At 61.5% G+C, this 23,620-nt stretch carries 20 protein-coding genes; 7 read left to right on the top strand and 13 right to left on the bottom strand.

The features are described from left to right. Window positions 1–977: 977 nt before the first annotated feature. The 12 genes from C266_RS25520 to C266_RS25575 form a co-directional block, all read right to left on the bottom strand. Entirely contained in the window at window positions 978–1,262 is a 285-nt protein-coding gene (locus C266_RS25520; protein ID WP_144265930.1) for a hypothetical protein, read from the bottom strand. Between the two features lie 141 nt (window positions 1,263–1,403). Then, window positions 1,404–2,150: an ABC transporter ATP-binding protein gene (locus C266_RS25525; RefSeq protein ID WP_010806606.1), complete on the bottom strand. Its 747-nt coding sequence runs from the start codon at window positions 2,148–2,150 to the stop codon at window positions 1,404–1,406. Further along, window positions 2,150–3,946, bottom strand: coding sequence for an ATP-binding cassette domain-containing protein (locus tag C266_RS25530; RefSeq protein WP_010806607.1), 1,797 nt, complete (start codon window positions 3,944–3,946; stop codon window positions 2,150–2,152). Before C266_RS25530 ends, C266_RS25525 begins: the two co-directional genes overlap by 1 nt. Window positions 3,947–3,964: 18 nt before the next feature. Continuing rightward, the gene (locus tag C266_RS25535; protein WP_010806608.1) at window positions 3,965–5,020 is read right to left on the bottom strand and encodes a branched-chain amino acid ABC transporter permease; all 1,056 of its coding nucleotides are present in this window, start codon (window positions 5,018–5,020) and stop codon (window positions 3,965–3,967) included. A 347-nt stretch (window positions 5,021–5,367) separates the two neighbouring features. Continuing rightward, window positions 5,368–5,874 (bottom strand): homoprotocatechuate degradation operon regulator HpaR, encoded by a 507-nt coding sequence (hpaR, locus tag C266_RS25540; protein WP_010806609.1) that lies wholly within the window; start codon window positions 5,872–5,874, stop codon window positions 5,368–5,370. A gap of 258 nt (window positions 5,875–6,132) precedes the next feature. Further along, complete coding sequence (locus C266_RS25545) at window positions 6,133–7,278, bottom strand: ABC transporter substrate-binding protein (RefSeq protein WP_010806610.1); 1,146 nt, start codon at window positions 7,276–7,278, stop codon at window positions 6,133–6,135. A 220-nt stretch (window positions 7,279–7,498) separates the two neighbouring features. Continuing rightward, window positions 7,499–8,281, bottom strand: a complete 783-nt coding sequence (locus tag C266_RS25550; RefSeq protein WP_010806611.1) for a TSUP family transporter — start codon at window positions 8,279–8,281, stop codon at window positions 7,499–7,501. Window positions 8,282–8,940: 659 nt separating this feature from the next. After that, window positions 8,941–9,939 carry a branched-chain amino acid ABC transporter permease gene (locus C266_RS25555; protein WP_010806612.1) on the bottom strand — a complete coding sequence of 333 codons (999 nt, stop codon included), beginning with the start codon at window positions 9,937–9,939 and terminating at the stop codon, window positions 8,941–8,943. 11 nt (window positions 9,940–9,950) lie between these two features. Continuing rightward, entirely contained in the window at window positions 9,951–10,835 is an 885-nt protein-coding gene (locus C266_RS25560) for a branched-chain amino acid ABC transporter permease (RefSeq protein WP_010806613.1), read from the bottom strand. An 81-nt stretch (window positions 10,836–10,916) separates the two neighbouring features. Next, window positions 10,917–12,113, bottom strand: coding sequence for an ABC transporter substrate-binding protein (locus tag C266_RS25565; protein WP_036664623.1), 1,197 nt, complete (start codon window positions 12,111–12,113; stop codon window positions 10,917–10,919). 76 nt (window positions 12,114–12,189) lie between these two features. Next, complete coding sequence (locus C266_RS25570) at window positions 12,190–12,963, bottom strand: ABC transporter ATP-binding protein (RefSeq protein WP_010806615.1); 774 nt, start codon at window positions 12,961–12,963, stop codon at window positions 12,190–12,192. An 8-nt stretch (window positions 12,964–12,971) separates the two neighbouring features. Next, window positions 12,972–13,751, bottom strand: a complete 780-nt coding sequence (locus tag C266_RS25575; protein WP_010806616.1) for an ABC transporter ATP-binding protein — start codon at window positions 13,749–13,751, stop codon at window positions 12,972–12,974. 605 nt (window positions 13,752–14,356) lie between these two features. Between C266_RS25575 and C266_RS27620 the strand changes: the two genes are divergently transcribed. From C266_RS27620 to C266_RS25585, 3 genes are read left to right on the top strand one after another with little or no spacing between them, the layout of a single operon-like run. Next, a complete protein-coding gene (locus C266_RS27620; protein WP_010806617.1) occupies window positions 14,357–14,557 on the top strand; it encodes a hypothetical protein in 201 nt (66 codons plus the stop codon). A gap of 46 nt (window positions 14,558–14,603) precedes the next feature. Next, window positions 14,604–15,818 carry a methyltransferase domain-containing protein gene (locus C266_RS27115; RefSeq protein WP_010806618.1) on the top strand — a complete coding sequence of 405 codons (1,215 nt, stop codon included), beginning with the start codon at window positions 14,604–14,606 and terminating at the stop codon, window positions 15,816–15,818. After that, window positions 15,815–16,657: a hypothetical protein gene (locus C266_RS25585; RefSeq protein WP_010806619.1), complete on the top strand. Its 843-nt coding sequence runs from the start codon at window positions 15,815–15,817 to the stop codon at window positions 16,655–16,657. The genes C266_RS27115 and C266_RS25585 overlap by 4 nt, the downstream gene beginning before the upstream one ends. 59 nt (window positions 16,658–16,716) lie before the next feature. Here the strand turns inward: C266_RS25585 and C266_RS25590 are convergent, their stop codons facing one another. Next, window positions 16,717–18,351 (bottom strand): GMC family oxidoreductase, encoded by a 1,635-nt coding sequence (locus C266_RS25590; protein WP_010806620.1) that lies wholly within the window; start codon window positions 18,349–18,351, stop codon window positions 16,717–16,719. Between the two features lie 321 nt (window positions 18,352–18,672). On the opposite strand from C266_RS25590, the gene C266_RS25595 reads away from it, so the two are divergent. The 4 genes from C266_RS25595 to C266_RS25610 all read left to right on the top strand — a co-directional run bounded on the left by C266_RS25595 (window position 18,673) and on the right by C266_RS25610 (window position 23,611). Continuing rightward, complete coding sequence (locus tag C266_RS25595) at window positions 18,673–19,548, top strand: LysR family transcriptional regulator (RefSeq protein WP_010806621.1); 876 nt, start codon at window positions 18,673–18,675, stop codon at window positions 19,546–19,548. 214 nt (window positions 19,549–19,762) lie between these two features. Beyond that, window positions 19,763–21,151, top strand: a complete 1,389-nt coding sequence (fumC, locus tag C266_RS25600) for a class II fumarate hydratase (protein ID WP_010806622.1) — start codon at window positions 19,763–19,765, stop codon at window positions 21,149–21,151. 38 nt (window positions 21,152–21,189) lie between these two features. After that, window positions 21,190–22,092, top strand: coding sequence for a LysR substrate-binding domain-containing protein (locus C266_RS25605; protein WP_010806623.1), 903 nt, complete (start codon window positions 21,190–21,192; stop codon window positions 22,090–22,092). 238 nt (window positions 22,093–22,330) lie between these two features. Then, a complete protein-coding gene (locus tag C266_RS25610; RefSeq protein WP_010806624.1) occupies window positions 22,331–23,611 on the top strand; it encodes an MFS transporter in 1,281 nt (426 codons plus the stop codon). Window positions 23,612–23,620: the final 9 nt, after the last annotated feature.

The raw sequence follows: 23,620 nt of genomic DNA on the forward strand, positions 1-23,620 counted from the left end.
TCCGGGCCGCGAAGATCGCCGATACCCTGACTGCGCTCCACTTGAAAGTCGCTCCGTCAGGGCACCGACAATCTCCGCCGGGTCAACGCCCGAGCACAACCGTCGGGGAATCGGTGGGGGTGTTTCACGTGAAACGTTGGGGGTGGGTGGGTCACCCTCGGCCACCATCGCGTCGCAGCGATAACACTTCACCACCACATCCCCGAATACCGGCGCCCGCCCTCTCCCGCTTCCGGGCCGCGAAGATCGCCGATACCCTGACTGCGCTCCACTTGAAAGTCGCTCCGTCAGGGCACCGACAATCTCCGCCGGGTCAACGCCCGAGCACAACCGTCGGGGAATCGGTGGGGGTGTTTCACGTGAAACGTTGGGGGTGGGTGGGTCACCCTCGGCCACCATCGCGTCGCAGCGATAACACTTCACCACCACATCCCCGAATACCGGCGCCCGCCCTCTCCCGCTTCCGGGCCGCGAAGATCGCCGATACCCTGACTGCGCTCCACTTGAAAGTCGCTCCGTCAGGGCACCGACAATCTCCGCCGGATCAACGCCCGAGCACAACCATCGAAGAATCGGTGGGCGTGTTTCACGTGAAACGTTGGTGATGGCCGAGTCACCCTCGGCCGTCATTGCACCGGGTTGGCAGCGCCCCCACCAGCACCTCCCCAAACATCAGCCCCGCTCTCGCTCGCCAAAGGACAAGGAGACCACCGACGCCCTGACTGGGCGTTCCACTCGAAGGTCACTCGATCGGGCACCGGCAATCTCCGCCGGGTCAATTGCCCGAGTGCAGTGCATCGCTCGATACCGGACTTTTCCACTGAGGAATCTCCGCTGCGGGAATGGCGAACGATGGGAAAGCGGATATCCCACGGATTAATGCCATCCCGGGCCGGAAACTCGGATGTTTGAGAAGTGGGGATTGGCGGTGCCCGGACGGATGAAAGCACGCCGCCGGGATCGCGGGATGTGGCGTCTCAAGGCTGCTCGACAAACCACACTGTTTCACGTGAAACCACGAAACGAAGAATGAAGAACAAAGCCCAAAGCCCCTCCGCCCCCCCATCGAAGCACCTTATCCACATACGCGCGCCAAGGCCTCCAAACAGCTCTCGGGAATTTGCTTTTCTGTGGATAACCTCAAGCGATTTTTCCTCAAGACTTTCGAGAAAATCGCGCAACCCCTTATTGCGGCAGTGCGCCATAGAATTTGGATATCCACAACTATCCACAAGCAACTGTGAATAAGTGAGTTCGCCCATACTGCGAACAATGCTTCGATGTCACGCCTCAAAAATGGGGCCGGATAGCCCGCAGCGGACACGCACGCGCCCTGTCACAAAAGAAAAAGCCCGCCAAATTGGCGGGCCTTTCCGTCAAAGCAATCCGACGAGCAACGCGCGTCAGGCTGCCTTCTTCGCCAACCCGAGATAGGTCTCGATAACCTTGGGATTGGTCGCCAGCTCCTGTGCGGGGCCTTCCAGCGCCAGCTCGCCCGTCTCGATCACGTAAGCGTAGTCGGCCACCTGCAACGCCGCCCGGGCGTTCTGCTCGATCAGCAGCGTAGCCACGCCCGTCTTACGCAAGTCGTTGATGATATGGAAGATTTCCTTCACGATCAGCGGCGCCAGCCCAAGGCTCGGCTCGTCGAGCATCAGCAACTGGGGCTTTGCCATCAACGCACGGCCCACCGCCAGCATCTGGCGCTCACCGCCCGACAGCGTCCCCGCCTGCTGCACACGACGCTCTTTGAGGCGCGGGAACAGCTCGTAGACCACTTCCATCTGGTCCAGGAAGTTCTTCTCCCCGGCCCGCTTGCGACGGTAGGCGCCGAGCAGCAGGTTGTCCTCGACGGTCATTGTCGAGAACAGCTCGCGCTTTTCCGGCACCAGGCACATGCCGCGCGACACCCGGGCTTCGATGGTCAGCGCCGACATCTCGTGTCCCAGATACGCCACGCTCCCCCGGCTGGAACCGTTGTGCGGCAGCGCCCCCATGATGGCGTTGAGCATGGACGACTTGCCCGCGCCGTTCGGCCCGATCACCGTCACGATCTGGCCCGCCTCCACCCGCAGATGCGCACCATGCACCGCCTCGACTTTGCCGTATGCGACGGCGAGGTCTTTGACCTCAAGAATCGCGTCTGCCATTACTCCACTCCTCCAAGGTACGCCTCGAGCACCGCCGGGTTCTTCTGCACGTCTTCAGGCAGCCCCTCGGCGATCTTGGTGCCGAACTCCATCACCACCAGGTGATCGGTCAGATTCATCACGAAGTCCATATCGTGCTCGACCAGCAGCACGCTCATCCCTTCGTCCTTGAGTTTTCTGAGCAGATCGCCCAGCGCCTGCTTTTCTTTGTAGCGAAGGCCGGCTGCCGGCTCGTCGAGCAGCAACAGCGTCGGGTCGCATGCCAGCGCACGGGCTATTTCCAGAATACGCTGTTGACCCAGCGCCAGGCTGCCCGCCTCGTCGTACATATGTGCGCCAAGGCCCACGCGCTCGATCTGCATTCTGGCTTCGTTCAGGAGCATCGCTTCTTCGTGGCGATCCAGACGCAACACGCTCGACCACACGCCCCCTTGCGGACGGCGGCGCAGCCCGTTCTTGTCGCGCAGATACGCACCAATCGCCACGTTCTCGAGCACGCTCATGTGCGGCATCAGGCGCACGTGCTGGAAGGTGCGGCCAATCCCGCGCTTGACGATTTCACGCGACGGCAGACGATCGATGCGCTCGCCAAGGAACGAAATCTCGCCCCGGGTGGCTTGCAGCACGCCCGTCACCAGATTGAACGTCGTCGACTTGCCCGCACCGTTCGGGCCGATCAACCCCACGATCTCGCCGGCCTTCACCTCGAACGACACATCGTTCACCGCGACCAGACCGCCGAACTCCTTGCGTGCCTTTTCGAGCTTGAGCACCACCTCGCCCAACGCAGGCTTCGCGCGATGCCCCAGCGGATCGGCATGCGCCGGTGCCTTTGCGACGCGTCGCGCCGGGAATATCTTGGCGAAGAACGGCCACACGCCGTCACGCGCGTATTGCAGCAGCAGCACGAGCAGCACACCGAAGACGATGGTCTCGAAGTTGCCGTTGGCGCCCAGCAGCACCGGCAAAATGTTCTGCAAGTAGTCCTTGAGCACCGTCAGGATGGCGGCGCCCAACACCGCGCCCCATACATGCGACACCCCGCCCACCACGGCCATGAAGAGGTATTCGATGCCGTGGTTCAGGTTGAACGGCGTCGGATTCACGGCCCGTTGCAAGTGCGCGTACAGCCAGCCCGAGATCGCCGCGAGCACTGCGGCGTACACGAACACCACGACCTTCATCCACGCGGTGTTCACCCCCATGGCCTCGGCCATGACGCCACCGCCCTTGAGCGCGCGAATGGCACGGCCCGGACGCGAATCGAGCAGGTTCTTGATCGACACCACTGCCAGCACCACGACGATCCAGATCAGATAGAACATCTGACGCCCGCTCGCCAGCTCGATGCCGAACAGGTTGATGGTCGGAATGTCGTTCAGGCCGTCGTACTTGCCCAGGAACTCGAGGTTGCCGAACAGGAAGTACAACGCCAGCCCCCAGGCAATCGTGCCCAACGGCAGGAAGTGGCCGGACAGACGCATGGTGATCGCACCGATGACGAGGGCCGCGGCTGCCGTGATCGCCACGCCGACGATCAGACCCAGCCATGGCGATGCGCCGTAGGCAGTGGTCAGATACGCCGTGGCATACGCGCCCAGACCGACGAACGCCGCCTGTCCGAACGACGTCATGCCGGCCACACCCGTGAGCAGGACGAGGCCGATGGCCACAATGCTGTACAGGCCGATGTAGTTAAGCAGCGTCACCCAGTATTCAGGCAAACGCACCGGCGCGGGCAGTACCGGCAACACGGCCAGCACTACCAGGAAAATCAGGAAGTATTTGTTTTTCATTCTGTGGTCCGCCCCGGCTTATTCCTCGTCTTCTTCCACATGCTTGCTCGTGAGCGACAGCCACAGCAGCACGGGAAGGATCAGCGTGAAGACGATGACCTCTTTGTATGCACTCGCCCAGAACGACGAATACGACTCCAGCAGGCCCACCAGAATGGCCCCCAGCGCTGCGACCGGATAGCTCACCAGACCGCCGATGATGGCGCCCACGAAGCCCTTCAGGCCAATCAGGAAGCCCGACTCGTAGTAGATGGTCGTGATCGGTGCGATCAGAATGCCGCACAGCACACCCAACACCGCCGCCAGCGTGAACGCCAACCGCCCGGCCTGCACGGTGCCGATACCCACCAGACGCGCACCCAGCCGGTTCACGGCCGTGGCACGCAGGGCCTTGCCCGAGAGCGAGCGGTCGAAGTAGAAGTACAGCGCCAGAATCATCACGAGCGAGACACCCAGCACCCACAGGCTCTGACCCGACACCATCACCGAACCGATGTTGAAGCTCGCGTCGGAGAACGCCTGCGTGCGCGAGCCTTCGGCCCCGAACATCACCAGCCCCAGCCCCGTGAGCGCAAAGTGCACCCCGACCGAGACGATGAGCAGCAGCAGCGTGCTCGCCTCGGCCAGTGGCTGATAGGCCAGGCGATAAAGCATCGGCCCCATCGGCACGACCAGCAGCAGCGTAAGCGCGATCTGCACGAGCATCGGCAGTGTCATCGTCGCCAACGCCTTGACGACGAAGAACACGGCGATCGGAAACACCAGATATTTGCCCGCAAGCACCGGCACCAGGCGGCCCGCCAGCTTGCGACGCTCGCTATGACGCAACACGCCAGCCGTCTCCACGACGAACGTGCATACGCCCATCGCCACGAGCAACCAGCTCGTAAGCGGAAACTTCTGGGTTTGCAGTGCCGCCAGCGTCAGCGCGCCATACGACACGAACTCGCCCTGCGGAATGAAGATGACGCGGGTGACGGAGAACACCAGCACGAGCGCCAATGCCAGCAAGGCATAAATCGCACCCGTGGTGATGCCGTCCTGCGCCAGGATGGCTGCAATCGAAAGATCCATGCTCCTCTCACTTCGTTTGAGTACTTCTTGAACCGGCTGGCGAGACAGCCGGTGTGATGCACGGCGCGGCGCGCGGCCGCCCCGTTCCCCTTCACATCGATACACCCCGCACGATCCCCGTGTCGCAGCGCAGCGAATTATGAATTGTATAAACGATTATGTATTGGTAAAACTCGGGCGACTACTGAGTCGGCGAAACCTGTCTCCTGCCATTTCGCCGTCTGCACCGTCCTGCATGCCGCGCCTGACTCGGCGCACCCCCATCACCCGCTCCCGCTCAAGACCGCTCAAAACTGCTGCTGACCGCTCTCGACGCTCATTCCCGCAGCGTCGCGCACGATGGATGCCTACCCTCCCGCCGCCGGCTTGCGACGGCGACGCGCCTTGGTCGGCAACGACGGTGCTTCTGCCAGCACTTCGGGAGGCAACGCCTCACGTACGACGTCGAGCAACCGGTAGATTTCGGCGAGCGTGTCGCGCCCGACCTTGTCTTCCAGGTAGCGATAACGTTCCTCGACCAGCGGGCCGAGCTTCTTGCACAGCGCGCGGCTCGACGGCGTGAGCGACACCATTACCCGTCGCTGATCGGCGGCCACGCGACGACGCAGAATGAGGCCGGAGACCTCCATTCGCTCGAGCATGCCCGACAGACTCGGACTGAGAATGCAGCACTCGCGCGCGACCTGTCCGATTTCCATTTCCCCGGATTCGCTATCGTTGACGGCCCGTATGACACGCCATTGTTGTTCGGTGATGTCGTAACAATTAAGCAAGGGCCGGAACAGCCCCATCACCGCTTCACGCGACTGCAGCAACACCAGAGATAGATTGCGGTGCTCGAATTCACCCGTCATGGATTTACGCTCGAAAGGATCGCCTGGTCAGCCCCCCGGCTGTAGCGATCAGGTTGGGACAATACGGCCTCTCGTGTGCCGCTCGTTTCGCATGTCCTGCCGTCTCTTTGCGAAGCGCGAAATTACCACGCGCTCAAAAAAAACGGGCGCGAACGCCCGTTCTTCCGGCCCGATCGGTCCAACCGGGCGCAGATACCGCAGATACGACAACGGGGCATGCCAGCGTACTACTGGTGCTATAGGCAGCCCCGAACCGTATCAGTTCGCCAATTTCCACTTGCCGTCGACGATTTGCACCATCACGCGCGAGCGTTGATCCAGACCGTTGTGGTCGTTCTTGCTCATATTGAAGATACCGGCGGTGCCCGGCATGTCCTTCACGTTCTCCAGCGCCTCGCGCAGCGCGGCACGGAATTCCGCCGTGCCCGGTTTGGCTTTCTTCAGCGCCACCGGAATAGTCGTCTGCAGCAGCAGACCGCCGTCCCACGCATGACCGCCGAAGGTCGAGATCGAACCGGCGCCGTAAGCCTTCTCGTAAGCGGCCTTGTATGCGGCGGCCGACTTCTTCACCGGATTGTCGGCAGGCAGTTGCTCGACCACGAGCAGCGGGCCAGCCGGCAGATACGTGCCTTCGCAGTCCTTGCCGCAAACGCGCAGGAAGTCGTTGTTGGCCACGCCGTGGGTCTGATACATCTTGCCCTTGTAGCCGCGCTCCTTGAGCGTGCGCTGCGGCAATGCCGCCGGCGTGCCCGAACCGGCGATCAGCACGGCGTCCGGGTTCGCGCCCATGACCTTCAAGGCCTGGCCCGTCACCGACGTGTCGGCACGGTTGAAGCGCTCGTTGGCCACCACCTTGATCTTGTTCAGATCGGCAGCCTTCTGGAATTCCTTGTACCAGCCTTCGCCGTAAGCGTCCGAGAAGCCGATGAACGCCACGGTCTTCACACCGTGATCGGCCATGTGCTTCGCAATGGCGGTGGCCATCAGAATGTCGTTCTGCGGAGTCTTGAACGCCCACGTGCGTTTGGCATCGACCGGCTCGACGATGGCTGCGCCCGCTGCCATCGAAATCACCGGCGTCTGCGTCTCGGCCGCCACGTCGACCATCGCCAGCGAATTCGGCGTGACGGTCGAGCCGAGCACGGCGTCGACGTGATCTTCGGTGATCAGCTTACGCATGTTCTTGACGGCGGTCGTCGTGTCGGTCGCGTCGTCGAGCACGATGTACTGCACCGACTGACCGGCGATCGTCTTCGGCATCAGCGCAATGGTGTTCTTCTCGGGAATACCCAGCGAAGCCGCCGGGCCGGTCGCCGACAGCGACACGCCAATCTTCACCTGAGCGTTCGCGACGCCCGCGGCAAGCATCATCGCCGATGCCATACACAGCAACTTCAATTTCATTTGGGTCTCCTCACAAAAATTTCGAATTCGTTTTTTTGACATTAACCGACCGATCAGTCGGTAAATTGTCGCCCATCTTACGGGCACCGATGCCTTCTCGTAAAGTGCGGTTTCCCCACATGTGGTTTCGACCGCATCTGCCCCCGACACGCCGGCCCTCCTTATTGCCTGAACCTGCCGGAACGCCAACGGCCACCCTGCGCGATCCCGCAATCCCATCTCACGCGCGCAGAAACGCGTCGTAGCCGGTCTTCACGATCAGCACCGCGAGAACGCACAGGAACATACGCCGCACGAAGCTCACTCCGTGCTTGAGCGCGAGACGGCTACCCACCTGACTGCCGAGCACGTTCATGATCGCCATGCCAAGGCCCACCTGCCACCACACATGCCCGCCCATGCCGAACAGCAGCAGCGCGGCGAGGTTGGTCGCCACGTTTACGATCTTCGACGACGCCGACGCGTTGACGAAATCCTGCCCGAACAGCCGGACAAACAGAAATACAAGGAAGCTGCCCGTACCAGGGCCGAAGAAACCGTCATAGAAGCCGATGGCACCGCCCACGGCAACGGCCATGAGGGTTACCCCTGTCCCACCCTTCACAGGGGCGTGGACGGTCCCGAAATCCTTCTTGCGCAACGTGTAGACCGCCACCCCCGCGAGCACGAACGGCAGCAGCTTGCGCAGCACGTCGGCGGGAATATGGGTGACGGCATACGCACCGCAGAACGAGAACACGAACGCCGCGACCGTTGCCGGTACCAGAATGGCCCAGCGAAGCTGGATGCCGCGCGCGTAGCGCAACGCGGCAGACGCCGTGCCCCAGACGCCGGCCATCTTGTTGGTACCGAACAGCACCGGTGGCGCAGCGTTCGGAAAGACGGCAAAAAGCGTCGGCACCGAGATCAATCCGCCGCCACCGACCACGGCATCGACCAGACCGGCGAGAAACGCCCCGCCCGCGAGCATCAGCAAGTCGGTCAGCGCCCAGCCCGTCAACATACATTCCCCGCACGGGCCATACCCGCCATACGGGCCATAAGGACCACACAGACCCTTCGCACTTGCGACGGCCACCGGGGGAAGTCACCGGCCAGACAGCGCGGGTGCGCGCATTGCGGAACGTGAAGGGTGCTAGACATACGACTGCGACTACCGGGTAATCGTAATGGCCGAATGGAACGAGCCGAATGAGTGAGAGTGGCGCCCAAATGGAATTGACCGAATTGGACGACACCATCGAAAGCGCACAATGAAACGGCGAGCATAGCGTCTTTAGGCCGCATTGCGCGAATTTAAGCAATGCGATTCTCGCAATATGGCGTGAATCGCAGAAAAAACACTGTGCAAAGGGATGTCGTACAGACTGCCGGGCTCCGGCGGCCAGCGGCCAGCGGCCTCGCGCGGGGGCGAAGCGCAATATAAAAAGCGCTGTTGGAGCATTCTCCAACAGCGCTTCCTTTTTGGCGGTGCGCGTTATCGCGCTTATTGTCTCCTCGTTCCTCGCCCCTATATCCTGCCGTGACGCGAACTGATAGAGAGAATAAAGGAGCACCCGATGCACCACAAGTCAGCATTTACCCCTATGAATTAGCTTTTTTCCGACATTCATGCGCCAGGGTGATGAGCGGACGCCCCAAGCCGGTGCGTCCACCCCGCCGTCACGACGGTTGCGAGATGGTTCGGAAGAACCGGTTGCGCGCTACCAGTTCGCCCACCAGACCGCGCCGGAAGGCCAGCACGCAGATGATGAAGATCGCGCCGATAACGATGGTCACCGATTCGCCAAGCGTCTGGAACCAGGGCACGCCGGTGGCCGTCGCGAGCCAGTTGCCGATGTCGCCGAGCTTGTTCTCCAGCACGATGATCACCACTGCGCCGACCACCGGCCCGAGCATCGTTCCCAGACCGCCCACGAGCGTCATCAGGATCACCATGCCCGACATGGTCCAGTGCACGTCCGTCAGCGTCTCGAAGCCCAGCACCACCGTCTTGGTCGACCCGGCCAGTGCCGCCAGCGTCGCCGAGAGCACGAACGCCAGCAGCTTGAAGCGATCGACGTCGTAACCGAGCGAGATGGCTCGCGGCTCGTTCTCCTTGATCGCCTTGAGCACCTGACCGAACGGCGAGTGCACGATGCGCATGATGAGCAGAAAGCCCAGCGCACAGATAGCTAGCACCACGTAATACAGCGTGAGGTCGGAATCGAGCGGCAGCACGCCGAAGAGACTGCCGCGCGGCACGCCTTGCAGGCCGTCTTCACCGCCCGTGAACGGCGCTTGCAGACAGAGGAAGTACAGCATCTGCGCCAGTGCCAGCGTAATCATCGCGAAGTAGATCCCCTGGCGTCGAATCGCGAGCAGGCCGATGACAAGCCCCAGCACCGCACCGGCGATCACCCCCGCGAGAATGCCGATCTCCGGGGTGAATCCCAGATTGCGGATGGCGTAGCCGGTGATATAGCCTGCGCTGCCGAAAAACGCCGCGTGGCCGAACGACAGCAGCCCCGTGAAGCCCAGCAGCAGATTGAACGCGCAGGCGAACAGCGCGAAGCAAAGCACCTTCATGACGAAGACCGGGTAGGCGCCGGCGAACGGCGCGACGATCAGCGCGAGCAGCAGAAGGGAATAAAGCACCCGTTGTTGCGTCTGTTGTTGCATGGTTCTGCCCCTTACTTTTGTTTGCCGAACAGCCCAGCCGGGCGCAGCAGCAACACGATCACCATGATGACGAACACCACGGTCGCGGACGCTTCCGGGTAGAACACCTTGGTAAAGCCTTCGATCACGCCGAGCATCAGACCGGTCACGATCGAGCCCATGATGGAGCCCATGCCACCGATCACGACCACCGCGAACACGGTGATGATCATCGACTGCCCCATGAGCGGCGAGATCTGGATGACGGGCGCGGCGAGCACCCCGGCGAATGCGGCCAGCGCGACACCGAAGCCGTACGTCAGCGTAATCATGAGCGGGACGTTCACACCGAACGCTTCCACCAGCTTCGGGTTCTCCGTGCCGGCACGCAGATACGCGCCGATCTTCGTCTTCTCGATGACGAACCACGTCAGGAAGCACACGATGAGCGACGCCACCACCACCCACGCGCGGTAATTCGGCATGAACATGAAGCCGAGATTGGTGGCACCTGAGAGCGCCTCGGGGGCGTCGAAGGGCTGGCCCGACACGCCGTAGATCGAACGGAACACGCCTTCGAGCACAAGCGTAATGCCGAACGTGAGCAGCAAGCCGTAAAGGTGGTCGAGTTTGTAGATCCAGCGCAGCATGGTGCGCTCGATGACAATGCCGATGATGCCCACCACGAGGGGGGCGAGAATCAGCATGACCCAGTAATTGAGGCCAAGATAGTTGCCGCCCATCCAGGCAAGCATGGCACCCAGCATGAACAACGCGCCGTGCGCAAAATTGATCACGTTGAGCAAACCGAAAATCACCGCCAGGCCGAGGCTCAGCATGGCGTAGAACGAGCCGTTCACCAGTCCCAGCAGCAGTTGGCTCAACAGCGCCGGCAGGGGGATGCCTAGAAATTCCATCGAAATCGATTCTCTGGGAGAAAGGTCGCGACGGGACACACGTCCCGCCGCTTTCGTTGCATCGCTTTCAGATCGTGCCGCTTACTTCGGCAGCTTGCAGGTCGACTCCGCCTCGGTGGTGAACGCCTTCTCACCCGGAATCGTCGCCACGACCTTGTAGTAGTCCCACGGCGACTTCGATTCCGCCTTCGACTTCACCTGCATCAGGTACATGTCGTGGATCATCGTGCCGTCGCGGCGGATATAACCCTTGCTGAACATGTCGTCGATCTTGATCTTGTGCAGTTGCTCCATGACCTTGTCGGCATCGGTGGTGCCGGCGGCCTGCACTGCCTTCAGATAGGTCGTCGCTGCCGAATAGTCGCCGGCCTGCAGGCTCGACGGCATCTTCTTCATCTTGTCGAAGTAGCGCTTGGCGAAAGCACGGGTCTTGTCGTTTTTGTCCCAGTACCAGCTATCGGTCAGGTACATGCCCTCGGTGTTATCCAGACCGAGCGAGTGAATGTCGTTGATGAACACGAGCAGACCGGCGATTTGCATCTTGCCCTTGATGCCGAACTCCTTCGCGGCCTTGATCGCATTGATGGTGTCGCCACCGGCGTTGGCCAGGCCCAGCACCTGCGCGCCCGACGATTGCGCCTGCAGCAGATACGACGAGAAGTCCGACGCCGAGAGCGGGTGACGTACCTGCCCCTTCACCGTGCCGCCGTTGGCCTTGACCACGTCGGCCGTTGCCTTCTCCAGCGCGTGACCGAACGCATAGTCGGCCGTCAGGAAGAACCACGACTTGCCGCCCGCCTTGACGACGGCCGAGCCCGTGCCGCGTGCGAGCGCGACGGTATCGTAGGCGTAGTGCACGCCATACGGCTGGCACTGGTCGTTCGTCAGCGCATCCGAACCGGCGCCCACGTTGATGTAGACCTTCTTCTTCTCGGCCGAGACCTTGTTCATCGCCAGACCGGTACCGGAGTTGGTACCGCCGATGAGCATGTCCACGCCGCCACGGTCGAACCATTCGCGCGCCTTCGACGCCGCAACATCCGCCTTGTTCTGGTGATCGGCAGTGACCAGTTCGATCGGTTTGCCGAGGACCTTGCCACCGAAGTCGGCGATGGCCATCTTGATGGCTTCCGCCCCCCCTTGCCCGTCGATATCGGTGTACAGGCCCGACATATCGGTAATGAAACCGATCTTCACCGTGTTGCCATCGGCATGGGCCTGCGAGGCCATTGCCGCAAAACCGAACGCAGCCGCAACGGCCAACGCCTTCATCCGAATCGTCATCTTCGTCTCCTTCGTGGATTTGATCGCCTGGGTCCATCGCCCGGAACGCATGTGCGCCGGGTAGCTCACCTCATACGCCCAACAACTCGTGCAGCACCGGCATCTTCGTCTCCAGCTCCTGAGCGCCGAAGCGCTCCACGATCTTGCCGTGCTCCATCACATAGAAGCGATCGGCCAGCGGAGCCGCAAAACGGAAATTCTGTTCCACCATCACGATGGTGTAGCCCCGCGCCTTGAGCGTGGTGATCATGCGCGCCAACGTCTGCACGATCACCGGCGCAAGACCTTCGGAGATTTCGTCGAGCAGCAGCAGGTTGGCCCCCGTGCGCAGAATGCGCGCCACCGCCAGCATCTGCTGCTCCCCCCCCGACAGACGCGTGCCCTGACTGTGACGCCGCTCCTTCAGGTTGGGGAACATGTCGTAGATCTCTTCGAGCGACATGCCTTGCCCGCCATCGTCGCGACGCTTCCCGCTCACGCCGATATACGGCGGCAGCAGCAGGTTTTCCTCGCACGACAGGCTCGCGAAAATGCCGCGTTCTTCGGGGCAATAGCCCACGCCGTGGTGTGCGACTTTATACGTCGGCAGGTGAATCGTTTCTTCCCCGCCGATGCGAATCGACCCCTGACGCTGTCCTGTCAGGCCCATGATGGCGCGCAGTGTCGTGGTGCGTCCGGCGCCGTTGCGCCCGAGCAGCGTGACGACCTCGCCACGGCCCACCGTCAGATCGACGCCATGCAGGATGTGCGATTCGCCGTACCACGCCTGAAGTCCTTCGACTTCCAGTGCCGGCACGTTCGAGCCGCCCTTCCCGCTACCGTTGCCCCCCCCATTCCCGTACATAGCCGTCCTCACCCGTGGGCTCCCTGCATTTCGCCGTCCGCGGTGCCCATATAGGCTTCCATCACCTGCGGATTCTTCGAGACTTCGTGATACGGGCCTTCGGCGAGCACCTCGCCGCGCTGAAGCACGGTGATGGTGTCGGAGATACCCGCGATCACATTCATGTTGTGCTCGACCATCAGAATCGTGCGGCCTGCCGACACTTTCTTGATGAGTGCGGTGACACGATCGACGTCTTCGTGGCCCATGCCTTGCGTGGGCTCGTCGAGCAACATTAGTTCGGGTTCCATAGCAAGTGTGGTTGCGATTTCGAGCGCGCGCTTGCGGCCGTATGGCAGTTCCACGGTGAGCGTATTGGCGAATTCGGTGAGACCGACCTCGGCGAGCAGTTCCATCGCACGGGTGTCGAGCTTGCGCAACGTGCGGTTACTGCGCCAGAAGTGGAACGCGGTGCCAAGGTTGCGTTGCAGACCGATGCGCACGTTCTCGAGCACGGTGAGGTGCGGGAAAACGGCAGAGATCTGGAACGAGCGGATGATGCCGCGCCGCGCAATTTGCGCCGGTGCTTCGCGGGTGATGTCTTCACCGTTGAAGGTAATCGCTCCCGCGCTGGGCACCAGGAATTTGGTGAGCAGGTTGAAGCAAGTGGTCTTGCCGGCGCCGTTCGGTCCAATGAGCGCATGAATGGTGCCGCGCGCGACGCGCAGGTCGACCCCGTTCACGGCGGTGAAGCCACGAAACTCTTTCGTGAGTCCGCGGGTTTCGAGAATGTAATCGTTGTTCGCCATGTCTCCTGCCACATTCCTGGTTGGCGGTGCGAGGCCGTCAAGCGCCACGGCACCATCGTCTGTGACAACCGCAAGGCAGGCAGATGACGCTATGGTCCGGCGTCGTCGGCGATATGCCCCACGTCCCGCATGTGGTGTCGAATTCTTGGTTCGATCGCACATAGGGAAACGTTATTGTGTGTGGTTTGCTGCAACGCGATCATTGGGATTTGCACTTAGCTTCGCACCCACCGAAACACGCATGCTCACTCGTGTTGCAGTACGTTCGATCGCACTACCCGGAGGTGCCACAAGCCCTTATGGCAAAAGGCTTTTGCGGCACACGCAAATGTGCGTCCGATAGCTTTTGGCGATGGACTCGTGTCGTTCGCGCAACCGACATTAGGTATTACTACGTAAGTTTTAGCGCCGCTGTCCGGATTTCCGGAAGGCGCCATCGCCGTTCCGGCTCGTTTTTTTGTCCTCGCCTTTCGGCGCCAGTCCCAAATGCGGCAAGAAATCAGAAAATCTCCAAAGTCCCTTCCCCCCCTCTCGTGCCACGATTTGCCAACCGCTATCGGCATACCAAGTTTGGCGTTCGGCTAACGATCCGTGGAGAGAAAAAAATGAGCCAGGAATTCGTTTATCAGTTCGATATCAATGGCTACGTCGTTATTCCCGCAGCGATATCACAACCTCATCTTCAACGCCTACAAGACTACTGGTCTGAGAACCTTATCGGGCTCCAACTACACGACGTGAATTTCGACTGGACCATATGTTTTGTGCCGATGAGCGCTTCGTCAGCAGCGGCAACTGGTCGTTGAACCTGCCTATGCACGAGGCCACGCGCCAGTAAGGAGCTAAACATATATGGATCCGGTCAGTGTTAAAGCGGTCATGCGGGGGCCTCAAGGAATTCTCTTCCTAAAAAATCCACGCAACGAACTGGAGTTGCCAGGAGGCAGACCTGACCATGGAGAAACGCTTGAATCCGCCTTGACTCGAGAGATCGAGGAAGAATGCGGCCTCAGCATCACCTCGGCAACTTACATGGGAAGTCAATCCTGCGAAGTCGTACCTGGGAGGAGTGTTCTGCTGGTTCTCTTTTACTGCACGCTCCCTGAAGGTTGCCTCGTACTGAGTGACGAGCATACCGACTACGAATGGGTCGATCTCGACGCCGAGCCACCCCACAACATGCCGAGCTTCTACTGGGAATTCTGCACTCAGTTGAGAAATGGTCACAACGCATCGGAATACGCTGGCGCGGCACGGCCCGAATACCCCCTGCTCACAGGAGAAGCGGACAGGCAACGGCTCATGGTCACTGCAGAGGTATACAACGCCGCCACGACCGAGTTCCTCCGAAAGTTCTTGCCGAAAAACGGTCGCATCCTTGAGGTCGGCTGCGGCCACGGGCAAATCGCTCAATGGCTTGCCTCCAGCGTCCCAGAAGCCACAGTCATCGGACTCGACAACGATGCTGAACAAATCTCCCTGGCGAAAGCGGCCGCGTCAGCACACGGAATCAGCAATCTTTCCTTTCAAGTCGGCGATCTGAATGATCCGGCGAGCATCTCTCAATTCGCAAGAAAATTCGAACTCATTACCTGCCGGTTTACCCTCCTGCACATCGGGCAACGCCACCCCGTTATAGAAGCACTATTGGATCTCTTAACCCCCTCCGGCATATTAGTCGTCGAAGAGCCATCACTCGGGAGCCTATTCTGCATGCCCCATGTGGCAGGTTTCGAGCAAGCCAATGCGGCGATCCGCGCATATGGTGAAAGCAGAGGCGTCAACTACAACTGCATCGAAGACATTTGGTCAATCATCACGAAGATGAACGTTCAAATCAAGGATGCCAGATTCAGTCAACCCACGGTCTGGAAAAAGGAGCACAAGGCGCTTGTCAAGCTGTCATTTCAGCAGCTTTCGCCCCGGCTCGTTGCGCATGGAATACTCGAAAAAAAACAGGCGAAGCGTATCGAGCAGTCACTTGATAGCGAGTACATGGACGACCTCGTTATTTCCGGAGGATTGCGAACGTTGCAGATTGCCATGTCGGTCAAGGGGGGGCTGTGAAAAGGTTCAATGTCGAGTCGATTTCGCAGGGCATTTATAAGGATATTCCGTCTGAGGACGTCGTCGGATACCTTCCGCGTGAGCGCTCAATTCTTGCATGGGCCATCGACGGTGCGTCCACACTCACCGAATCGCCATTCGCGACTTTCGACTGCATCTCAGACGCGGGATGGTTTGCAAGAAGACTGGCCGACTTGCTGCGGCAACTCAAAGCTACCGCTTTCTGCAAAGCGAAGCTGCGTGACGGCCTGGATATGCTTCGGCAAGAGTATTGCGCCGCGTCGAAACTCATCCCGCCGCTGGAAGATTGGCCAGTTGCAGCAGCAACTATCGCCGAGATAGATTTCAGCGTTGGAACAACATTGACGGTCTCCATCTATCGTTATGCGGATTGCTTCGACCTGATTCATCAGGGGGCGCTCCCTCATTCGAACAGAGACAAACCATCGGCATCACAGTGTCTGTCCTACGACCCATGGAAACCCTGCTCAGGGTTCCGAGGACAACCACTTGAGCAATTGCTACAACGAAGGCGCCAACAGCAGCGAAACGAATTTAGTACTGCACTCACGTTAAATCCAAAAAGTGCCCTAAACGCCACGGAAGAGCATCTAACAATCGACGCCCCTGCCCACATTCTCCTTGGCACCGATGGCCTGTCTCGCGTCTGGGAAACATACAATCTGATGGCCCGCGAGCAAGTCATACAATGGGTCGCACAAAACGGGTTATCCACACTACTCACGATCCTTAGAGATCACGAGGCAAGGATTCCCGCTGGCGAGAGGAGCGGCAAAAGAAGAGAGGACGCTAGCGGCATCTACGTTTCTCTTCTTTAGAAACCAGCGACGCCGTCGTGGATTCCACTTCACAGGAGAATCCCACCCGAGCACCTCCATCACTGCCTGGCTTTGCGCCCCGCACGAATCATGTCGCTCGCGCGTTCGGCAATCATGATCGTCGGCGAGTTCGTATTGCCCGACGTAATCGCCGGCATGACAGAGGCGTCGACCACGCGCAGGTTCTGCACGCCGCGCACGCGCAACTGCGCATCGACGACAGCATCGGGGTCGTCGGCGCGTCCCATGCGGCAGGTGCCGACGGGATGGAAGATCGTCGTGCCGATCTCGCCCGCCGCGCGCATCAGTTCCTCGTCGCTCTGGAACGACGGCCCCGGCAGATATTCGCGCGGCTCGTAACGCGCAAATGCCGGTGCCCCCACGATGCGACGTGTCAACCGGATAGCATCCGCCGCAACACGCAAGTCCGCTTCCGTCGACAGATAGTGCGGCGCGATGTTGGGCGCAACGCGCGCGTCCGGCGACGTCAGATGCACGTTGCCGCGCGACGTCGGCCGCAGGTTGCACACCGATGCCGTAAACGCGTTGAACTTGTGCAACGGCTCGCCGAAGCGCTCGAGCGACAACGGCTGTACGTGGTACTCGAGATCGGGCCGCGCCACGTCCTCCCGACTGCGGGCAAACGCGCCCAATTGCGACGGCGCCATGCTCATCGGCCCACGCTGCGCAAACGCATATTGCATGCCGATCTTGAGCTTGCCGAACAGACTGTTGGCCGTGAGATTCAGCGTCGTGACACCGCGCAGTTTGTACACCGAGCGCAATTGCAGATGGTCCTGAAGGTTCTCGCCCACGCCCGGCAGATCGGCGACGACATCGATACCGAAGCCGCGCAGCCGCTCTGCGCTTCCGACGCCCGAGACTTCGAGCAGATGCGGCGAATTCACTGCCCCCGCCGCGAGAATCACCTCGGCGCTCGCGAGCGCCGTGAAGTCTTCATTGCCGCCGCGATACGCTACGCCGGTGCAACGCGTACCGTCGAACGTCAGGCGGCTCACACTCGCCCCCGTGATGACGGTCAGATTCGGCCGCTGCATCGCCGGACGCAGAAAACCCTTCGCCGCACTCCAACGCACACCGCGCCGTTGATTCACTTCGAAATAGCCGATGCCGAAGTTGTCGCCGCGATTGAAATCGTCCGTCCTGGGAATGCCGATCTGCTCGGCGGCATCGGCAAACGAATCGAGCACGCGCCACGACAGACGCTGCTTCTCGACACGCCACTCGCCCCCGCCACCGTGAAACTCGGTGCCGCCCTTGTAGTGATCCTCGCTGCGCTTGAACAGCGGCAACACGTTGTCCCAACGCCAGCCGTCGTCGCCGGTCGCGTCGGCCCACGCGTCGTAGTCCTCGCGCTGACCGCGCATATAGATCATGCCGTTGATCGACGAGCTACCGCCCAGCACCCGCCCGCGCGGATACGCGAGCGAGCGGCCGCCGAGGCCCGCTTCCGCCTGCGTGCGATACAACCAGTCCGTGCGCGGATTGCCGATGCAATAGAGATAGCCGACGGGGATATGAATCCAGTGATAGTCGTCCTTGCCGCCCGCTTCGAGCAACAGCACGTTGACGTCGGGATCCTGCGTGAGGCGATTGGCCAGCACACACCCGGCCGAGCCGGCCCCCACGATGATGTAATCGAAGCGCTCGTGCTTCGCTGCCTGCTTGCTCATTCCCGCATGTCTCCGTCAATGGCGCGGCACTCGCCATAGTGCGGTGCCGGCGCGGGTGCAGCACCCGACTGGGGTGGACTGTCGCCCACCGCTTCAGGTTCATTTTGTCAGCGGTGCCCGAATATCAGCATCGCTCATGTTTCATACCCCGAATTCCTCCTGCCCGCGACACGCTCGACGACACGCGCACCGGCAAGCACCAAGCGTACTGCGGCACACCGGCGCAAGCCAATGAGAAATTATCAAAAGCAATATAAGATCGGCTTATATTGCCCGTTACCCTCCACCGGGTAACGATTGCGGATTGCTAACGGCTGCCCCATGGAACTCGCCCATCTTCGCGCTTTCGTCGCCATCGCTCACGAAGGCAACCTTACCCGCGCCGCCCGGCGGCTGCATCTGACGCAACCGGCGGTCAGCCTTCAGGTCAAGGCGCTTCAGGAAGCGCTGCGTCTGACACTCTTCGCGCGCACGGCACAGGGACTGGCCCTCACCCGCGACGGACAAACGCTGTTGCCGCTGGCCGAGCGCATGCTCGCCGCGCTGACCGATCTTCAACAGGCCGCCGGTGCGCTACGGGAAACGGTGCGCGGACGCTTGCGTATCGGCACGATCCTCGATCCCGAATTCACCCGGCTGGGCGGGTTTCTCAAGCGTCTGGTCGAGTCGTATCCGCACATCGAGACGGCGCTGCGCCATGGCATGTCCGGCTCGGTGCTGCAGCAGGTGGGGCGCGGCGAACTCGACGTCGGCTTCTATCTCGGCCGCCCCGACCCGGTGCGCTATCACGCCATCACCCTCACGCCGTTCTCGTATCAAGTGCTCGCACCCGCCGGCTGGCGCGAGCGGGTGGCCCGGCGTGGATGGCGCGAACTCGCCGCACTGCCCTGGATCTGGACACCGCCAGAGTCGGCCCACCACCGTCTGCTGTCGGAACTGTTCGGCGCGCTCGGGGTGTCGCCCACCCGGGTTGCGGAAGTGGATCAGGAGCCGTCGATGCTCGATCTGGTGAAGTCGGGCATCGGGCTTTCGCTCGTGCGCGACTCGATTGCGCTACGCGAGGCCCGCGCCCACGGCCTGGTGATCGCCGACGGCGTGAGCGTGCCGACCGAACTCACGTTCGTCACGCTGGCCACGCGGCGCGACGAACCCGCCATCGCCGCCGCCTTACAGTTGGTGGCTGCCGTATGGGCCTGAGCGATCCGGCAACGGTCTGCGTACGCCGGCACCCCCTGCCTGGCGTCACAATTCCGGCGCATAATCCATGCCTGCTCAGGCCTCCCGTTCACGACATTCGAAATGGCCGCGCTCCCCGCAATGCATTCCCACGTCATGGCATGTCACCCCTGTGCTGCCATGCCGGAACCTTACTAAAGCTCTAGAATTCAATTCTCTCTTCGAGGAGTCGATCATGTCTGTGAGAATGGAACGCGATACTTTCGGCGAAATTGCGGTGCCCGCCGATCGTCTGTGGGGTGCCCAAACGCAGCGCTCGCTGCAGAACTTCAAGATTTCCACCGAAAAGATGCCGCGCGAACTCGTGCGCGCGCTCGCTCGCGTGAAACGCGCCGCCGCCCAGGTCAACAAGGACCTCGGCATGCTCGACGCGAAGAAGGCCGACGCCATCATCAAGGCCGCCGACGAAGTGATCGATGGCCAGCATGACGACGAATTCCCGCTGGCCGTGTGGCAGACCGGCTCGGGCACGCAGTCGAACATGAACATGAACGAAGTGCTCGCCAATCGCGCCAGCGAACTGCTTGGCGGCGTGCGCGGCGAAGCGCGCAGCGTGCACCCCAACGATGACGTGAACAAGGGCCAGTCGTCGAACGACGTGTTCCCGACGGCCATGAGCGTGGCCGCCCTCGACGCCCTCGTCAACCATCTCAAGCCCAACGTCGGCCAACTGCGCGACACGCTCGCCGCCAAGGCCCACGCCTATGACGACATCGTCAAGATCGGCCGCACCCACCTCCAGGACGCCACGCCGCTCACGCTCGGTCAGGAAATTTCGGGCTGGGTCGCGCAGATCAACCACGGCCTGAAGCACGTCGACGACGCCCTGCCCCACGTGGCGGAACTCGCACTCGGCGGCACGGCCGTCGGCACGGGCCTGAACGCGCATCCGCAATTCGCGAAGAAAGTGGCCGACGCGCTCGCACGCGACACCGGGCTGCCGTTCGTCACCGCGCCGAACAAGTTCGAAGCGCTCGCCGCCAACGACGCCATCGTCAACGCGCACGGCACGCTCAAGACGCTCGCCGCCAGCCTGATGAAGATTGCCAACGACGTGCGCTGGCTGGCCAGCGGCCCGCGTTGCGGCATTGGCGAACTGATGATCCCGGAAAACGAACCGGGCAGCTCGATCATGCCGGGCAAGGTCAACCCGACCCAATGCGAAGCGATGACGATGCTGTGCGCTCAGGTGCTCGGTAACGACGTGGCGATCAACATCGGCGGCTCGATGGGCAACTTCGAGCTGAACGTGTTCAAGCCGATGCTCATCCACAACTTCCTGCAAAGCGTACGCGTGCTCGCCGACGGCGCCGTGAGCTTCAACGACAACTGCGCCATCGGTATCGAACCGAATCGCGCCCGCATCGCCTCGCTGCTCGAGGAGTCGCTCATGCTCGTGACCGCGCTCAACCCGCACATCGGTTACGACAAAGCCGCGCAGATCGCCAAGAAGGCGCACAAGGAAGGCACCACGCTCAAGGCGGCCGCCCTCGCCCTCGGCCATGTGACGGACGAGCAGTTCGACGCGTGGGTTCGCCCCGAGCAGATGGTCGGCAAGCGCTGATTCCTCGTTAGCGCCACACCGCCCCTCGTCTCCGACGCATGCCCATTTCGCCGTTGCCTCCGCTGCATTGCCTGATTGCTTTCGACGCTGCCGTGCGGCACGCAAGCTTCACCCGGGCCGCAGCGGAACTCAACCTCACGCAAAGCGCCGTGAGCCGGCAGATCGCGCAGCTCGAGGAATTCCTCGGGCGCGCGCTCTTCACACGCGAACATCGCACGCTGCGGCTGACGGTGGCCGGACAACGCTACGCCGAGCAGATTCAGCGTCTGCTTGGCGAGTGCGCCGAAGCCACCGCCGATCTGATGAAGCGGCGCGGCGATCTCGATCTCACCGTGGCCTGTTCGTCTGGTGTGGCCGTGTTGTGGATGACACCGCAACTCATGCGCTTTCGCGCCGCCCATCCCGACATCAAAATTCGCGTGATCGTGAAAGACGGCATCACGTCGCTTTCCGCGTCGGAGTTCGATCTCGGCGTGTATTACGTGCGTAACGACCTGCCGCCGGCCTTCGCCGGACGGCGTCTGTTCGACGAGGAAGTCTTCCCCGTCTGTTCCCCCGCCTACCTCGACGGCCGCAAACTCACGCCCGCCGATCTCGTCAACGAGACGCTGCTTCTCGTCGAAGACGGCCAGCGCAAGTGGATGTCATGGCCCGACTGGTTCGAGCTGCAAGGTGTCAGTGCCCGGAAATTCCCCCGCATGGTGAGCGCCAATCACTATCCGCTGCTCGTGCAGATGGCCATCGAAGGCGGCGGCATGGTGATGGGATGGCGTCACATGATCGACTCATGTCTCGACGCCGGCTTGCTCGTTCGCGCGTGCGAAGCGACCGCGAGTCTGGGCGGCGGCTACTACCTCATATGGCCTGCCGAGCGCCATGAGCATGCCGCAGCGCGAATTTTCCGCAACTGGATTTATTCCGAAACTCGTTTCCCATCATAGGGGTTACGTGTTTTTTTGAAAGTTGCCATGCGCCACACGCATGGCAACATGCGGAATTATCGTTTGGCCTGTCATTTTGTATGCACTACTTTGTGCTCTATCCGCGCACGTACACCGAGGCCATCGGGCCGCTTGTGCCCGGCTTCGGCAGACGTGATTCGACAAAAGCAGGCGTATTACCGGCATGACGTGAAAGCAAAGCACGCAACGGACGCCACCTATCCTCCGGGAGACCCAGATGCAGGCGACCTACGCAGTGCCTCAAGACAATATGGCTCGTCAGCGCCGTCACGCGATCGTGGCGACGGTGATCGGCAACGGTCTTGAATGGTTCGACTTCACCGTCTACAGCTTCTTCGCAGCCATTATCGCGAAACAGTTTTTCCCCACCGGCGACGATCTGTCGTCGTTCCTGCTCGCTGTCGCGACCTTTGGCGTGGGCTTCTTCATGCGCCCGGTCGGCGGCATCGTGCTCGGCATCTATTCCGACCGCGTGGGCCGCAAGGCAGCCCTGTCGCTCACCATTCTGCTCATGGCTGCCGGTACCGCGATGATCGGTCTGGCCCCGACCTACGATCAGATCGGTCTGGCCGCCCCCCTCATCATCGTGCTGGCGCGTTTGCTGCAAGGCTTCTCGGCCGGCGGCGAAATGGGTGGTGCAACCGCCTTCCTGACCGAATACGCCCCCGCCAATCAGCGCGCTTACTACTCGGCATGGATTCAATCGAGCATCGGCTTCGCCGTGTTGCTTGGCGCTGCCGTGGGTACGTTCGTCACGACGGAACTCGATAAGGCCTCGCTCGAATCCTGGGGCTGGCGTGTGCCGTTCATCGTCGGCATGCTGATCGGCCCGGTGGGTTTCTACATCCGTAACAAGATCGACGAAACGCCGACGTTCCAGCACGCCGAGAAGTCGGATACGCCGCTGCGCGACGTGTTCTCGCAGTATCCGCGCGAGACGCTCGCCAGCTTCTCGATGGTCGTGCTGTGGACGATCTGCACCTACGTGCTGCTGTTCTACATGCCGACGTATGCCCAGCGCGTGCTCAAGCTGCCCGCGTCCTACGGCTTCACGGCAGGCATGGTCGGCGGCGCAATGATTCTCGTGTTCGCACCCGTAGTGGGACGTCTGGCAGATCGCTACGGCCGCCGGCCGTTCCTGTCGGGTTCCGCACTGCTGATTCTGTTGCTTGCATGGCCGATGTTCACGTACCTGAACGTGGCGCCGGGCCTGCAATCGCTGCTCACGTTCCAGATCGTCTTCGGTCTGCTCATCGCCTGCTATACCGGCCCGATTCTCGCAGCGTTCGCCGAGCTGTTCCCGGCGAAGGTGCTCTCGACCGGGCTGTCGGTGGCCTATAACTTCGCGGTGACGATCTTTGGCGGCTTCGCTGCGCTCATCATCACGTGGCTGATCGCCCGCACGGGCAGCAACATGGCCCCGGCCATCTACGTGATCGTCGCGGCCACCATCAGCCTGATCGGCACGCGCTTCGTGAAGCCACTGCCCAAGGCCTGAGTTTTCTCT

This window comes from Pandoraea sp. SD6-2 (genome assembly GCF_000389825.1).
GTDB classification, from domain to species: Bacteria; Pseudomonadota; Gammaproteobacteria; order Burkholderiales; family Burkholderiaceae; genus Pandoraea; species Pandoraea communis.

Coding starts and splice junctions, on each gene's coding strand:
- C266_RS25520 (WP_144265930.1), bottom strand. CDS start 1,262: ATGGGCGAACTCACTTATTCACAGTTGCTTGTGGATAGTTGTGGATAT.
- C266_RS25525 (WP_010806606.1), bottom strand. CDS start 2,150: ATGGCAGACGCGATTCTTGAGGTCAAAGACCTCGCCGTCGCATACGGC.
- C266_RS25530 (WP_010806607.1), bottom strand. CDS start 3,946: ATGAAAAACAAATACTTCCTGATTTTCCTGGTAGTGCTGGCCGTGTTG.
- C266_RS25535 (WP_010806608.1), bottom strand. CDS start 5,020: ATGGATCTTTCGATTGCAGCCATCCTGGCGCAGGACGGCATCACCACG.
- hpaR (WP_010806609.1), bottom strand. CDS start 5,874: ATGACGGGTGAATTCGAGCACCGCAATCTATCTCTGGTGTTGCTGCAG.
- C266_RS25545 (WP_010806610.1), bottom strand. CDS start 7,278: ATGAAATTGAAGTTGCTGTGTATGGCATCGGCGATGATGCTTGCCGCG.
- C266_RS25550 (WP_010806611.1), bottom strand. CDS start 8,281: ATGTTGACGGGCTGGGCGCTGACCGACTTGCTGATGCTCGCGGGCGGG.
- C266_RS25555 (WP_010806612.1), bottom strand. CDS start 9,939: ATGCAACAACAGACGCAACAACGGGTGCTTTATTCCCTTCTGCTGCTC.
- C266_RS25560 (WP_010806613.1), bottom strand. CDS start 10,835: ATGGAATTTCTAGGCATCCCCCTGCCGGCGCTGTTGAGCCAACTGCTG.
- C266_RS25570 (WP_010806615.1), bottom strand. CDS start 12,963: ATGTACGGGAATGGGGGGGGCAACGGTAGCGGGAAGGGCGGCTCGAAC.
- C266_RS25575 (WP_010806616.1), bottom strand. CDS start 13,751: ATGGCGAACAACGATTACATTCTCGAAACCCGCGGACTCACGAAAGAG.
- C266_RS27620 (WP_010806617.1), top strand. CDS start 14,357: ATGAGCCAGGAATTCGTTTATCAGTTCGATATCAATGGCTACGTCGTT.
- C266_RS27115 (WP_010806618.1), top strand. CDS start 14,604: ATGGATCCGGTCAGTGTTAAAGCGGTCATGCGGGGGCCTCAAGGAATT.
- C266_RS25590 (WP_010806620.1), bottom strand. CDS start 18,351: ATGAGCAAGCAGGCAGCGAAGCACGAGCGCTTCGATTACATCATCGTG.
- C266_RS25595 (WP_010806621.1), top strand. CDS start 18,673: ATGGAACTCGCCCATCTTCGCGCTTTCGTCGCCATCGCTCACGAAGGC.
- fumC (WP_010806622.1), top strand. CDS start 19,763: ATGTCTGTGAGAATGGAACGCGATACTTTCGGCGAAATTGCGGTGCCC.
- C266_RS25605 (WP_010806623.1), top strand. CDS start 21,190: ATGCCCATTTCGCCGTTGCCTCCGCTGCATTGCCTGATTGCTTTCGAC.
- C266_RS25610 (WP_010806624.1), top strand. CDS start 22,331: ATGCAGGCGACCTACGCAGTGCCTCAAGACAATATGGCTCGTCAGCGC.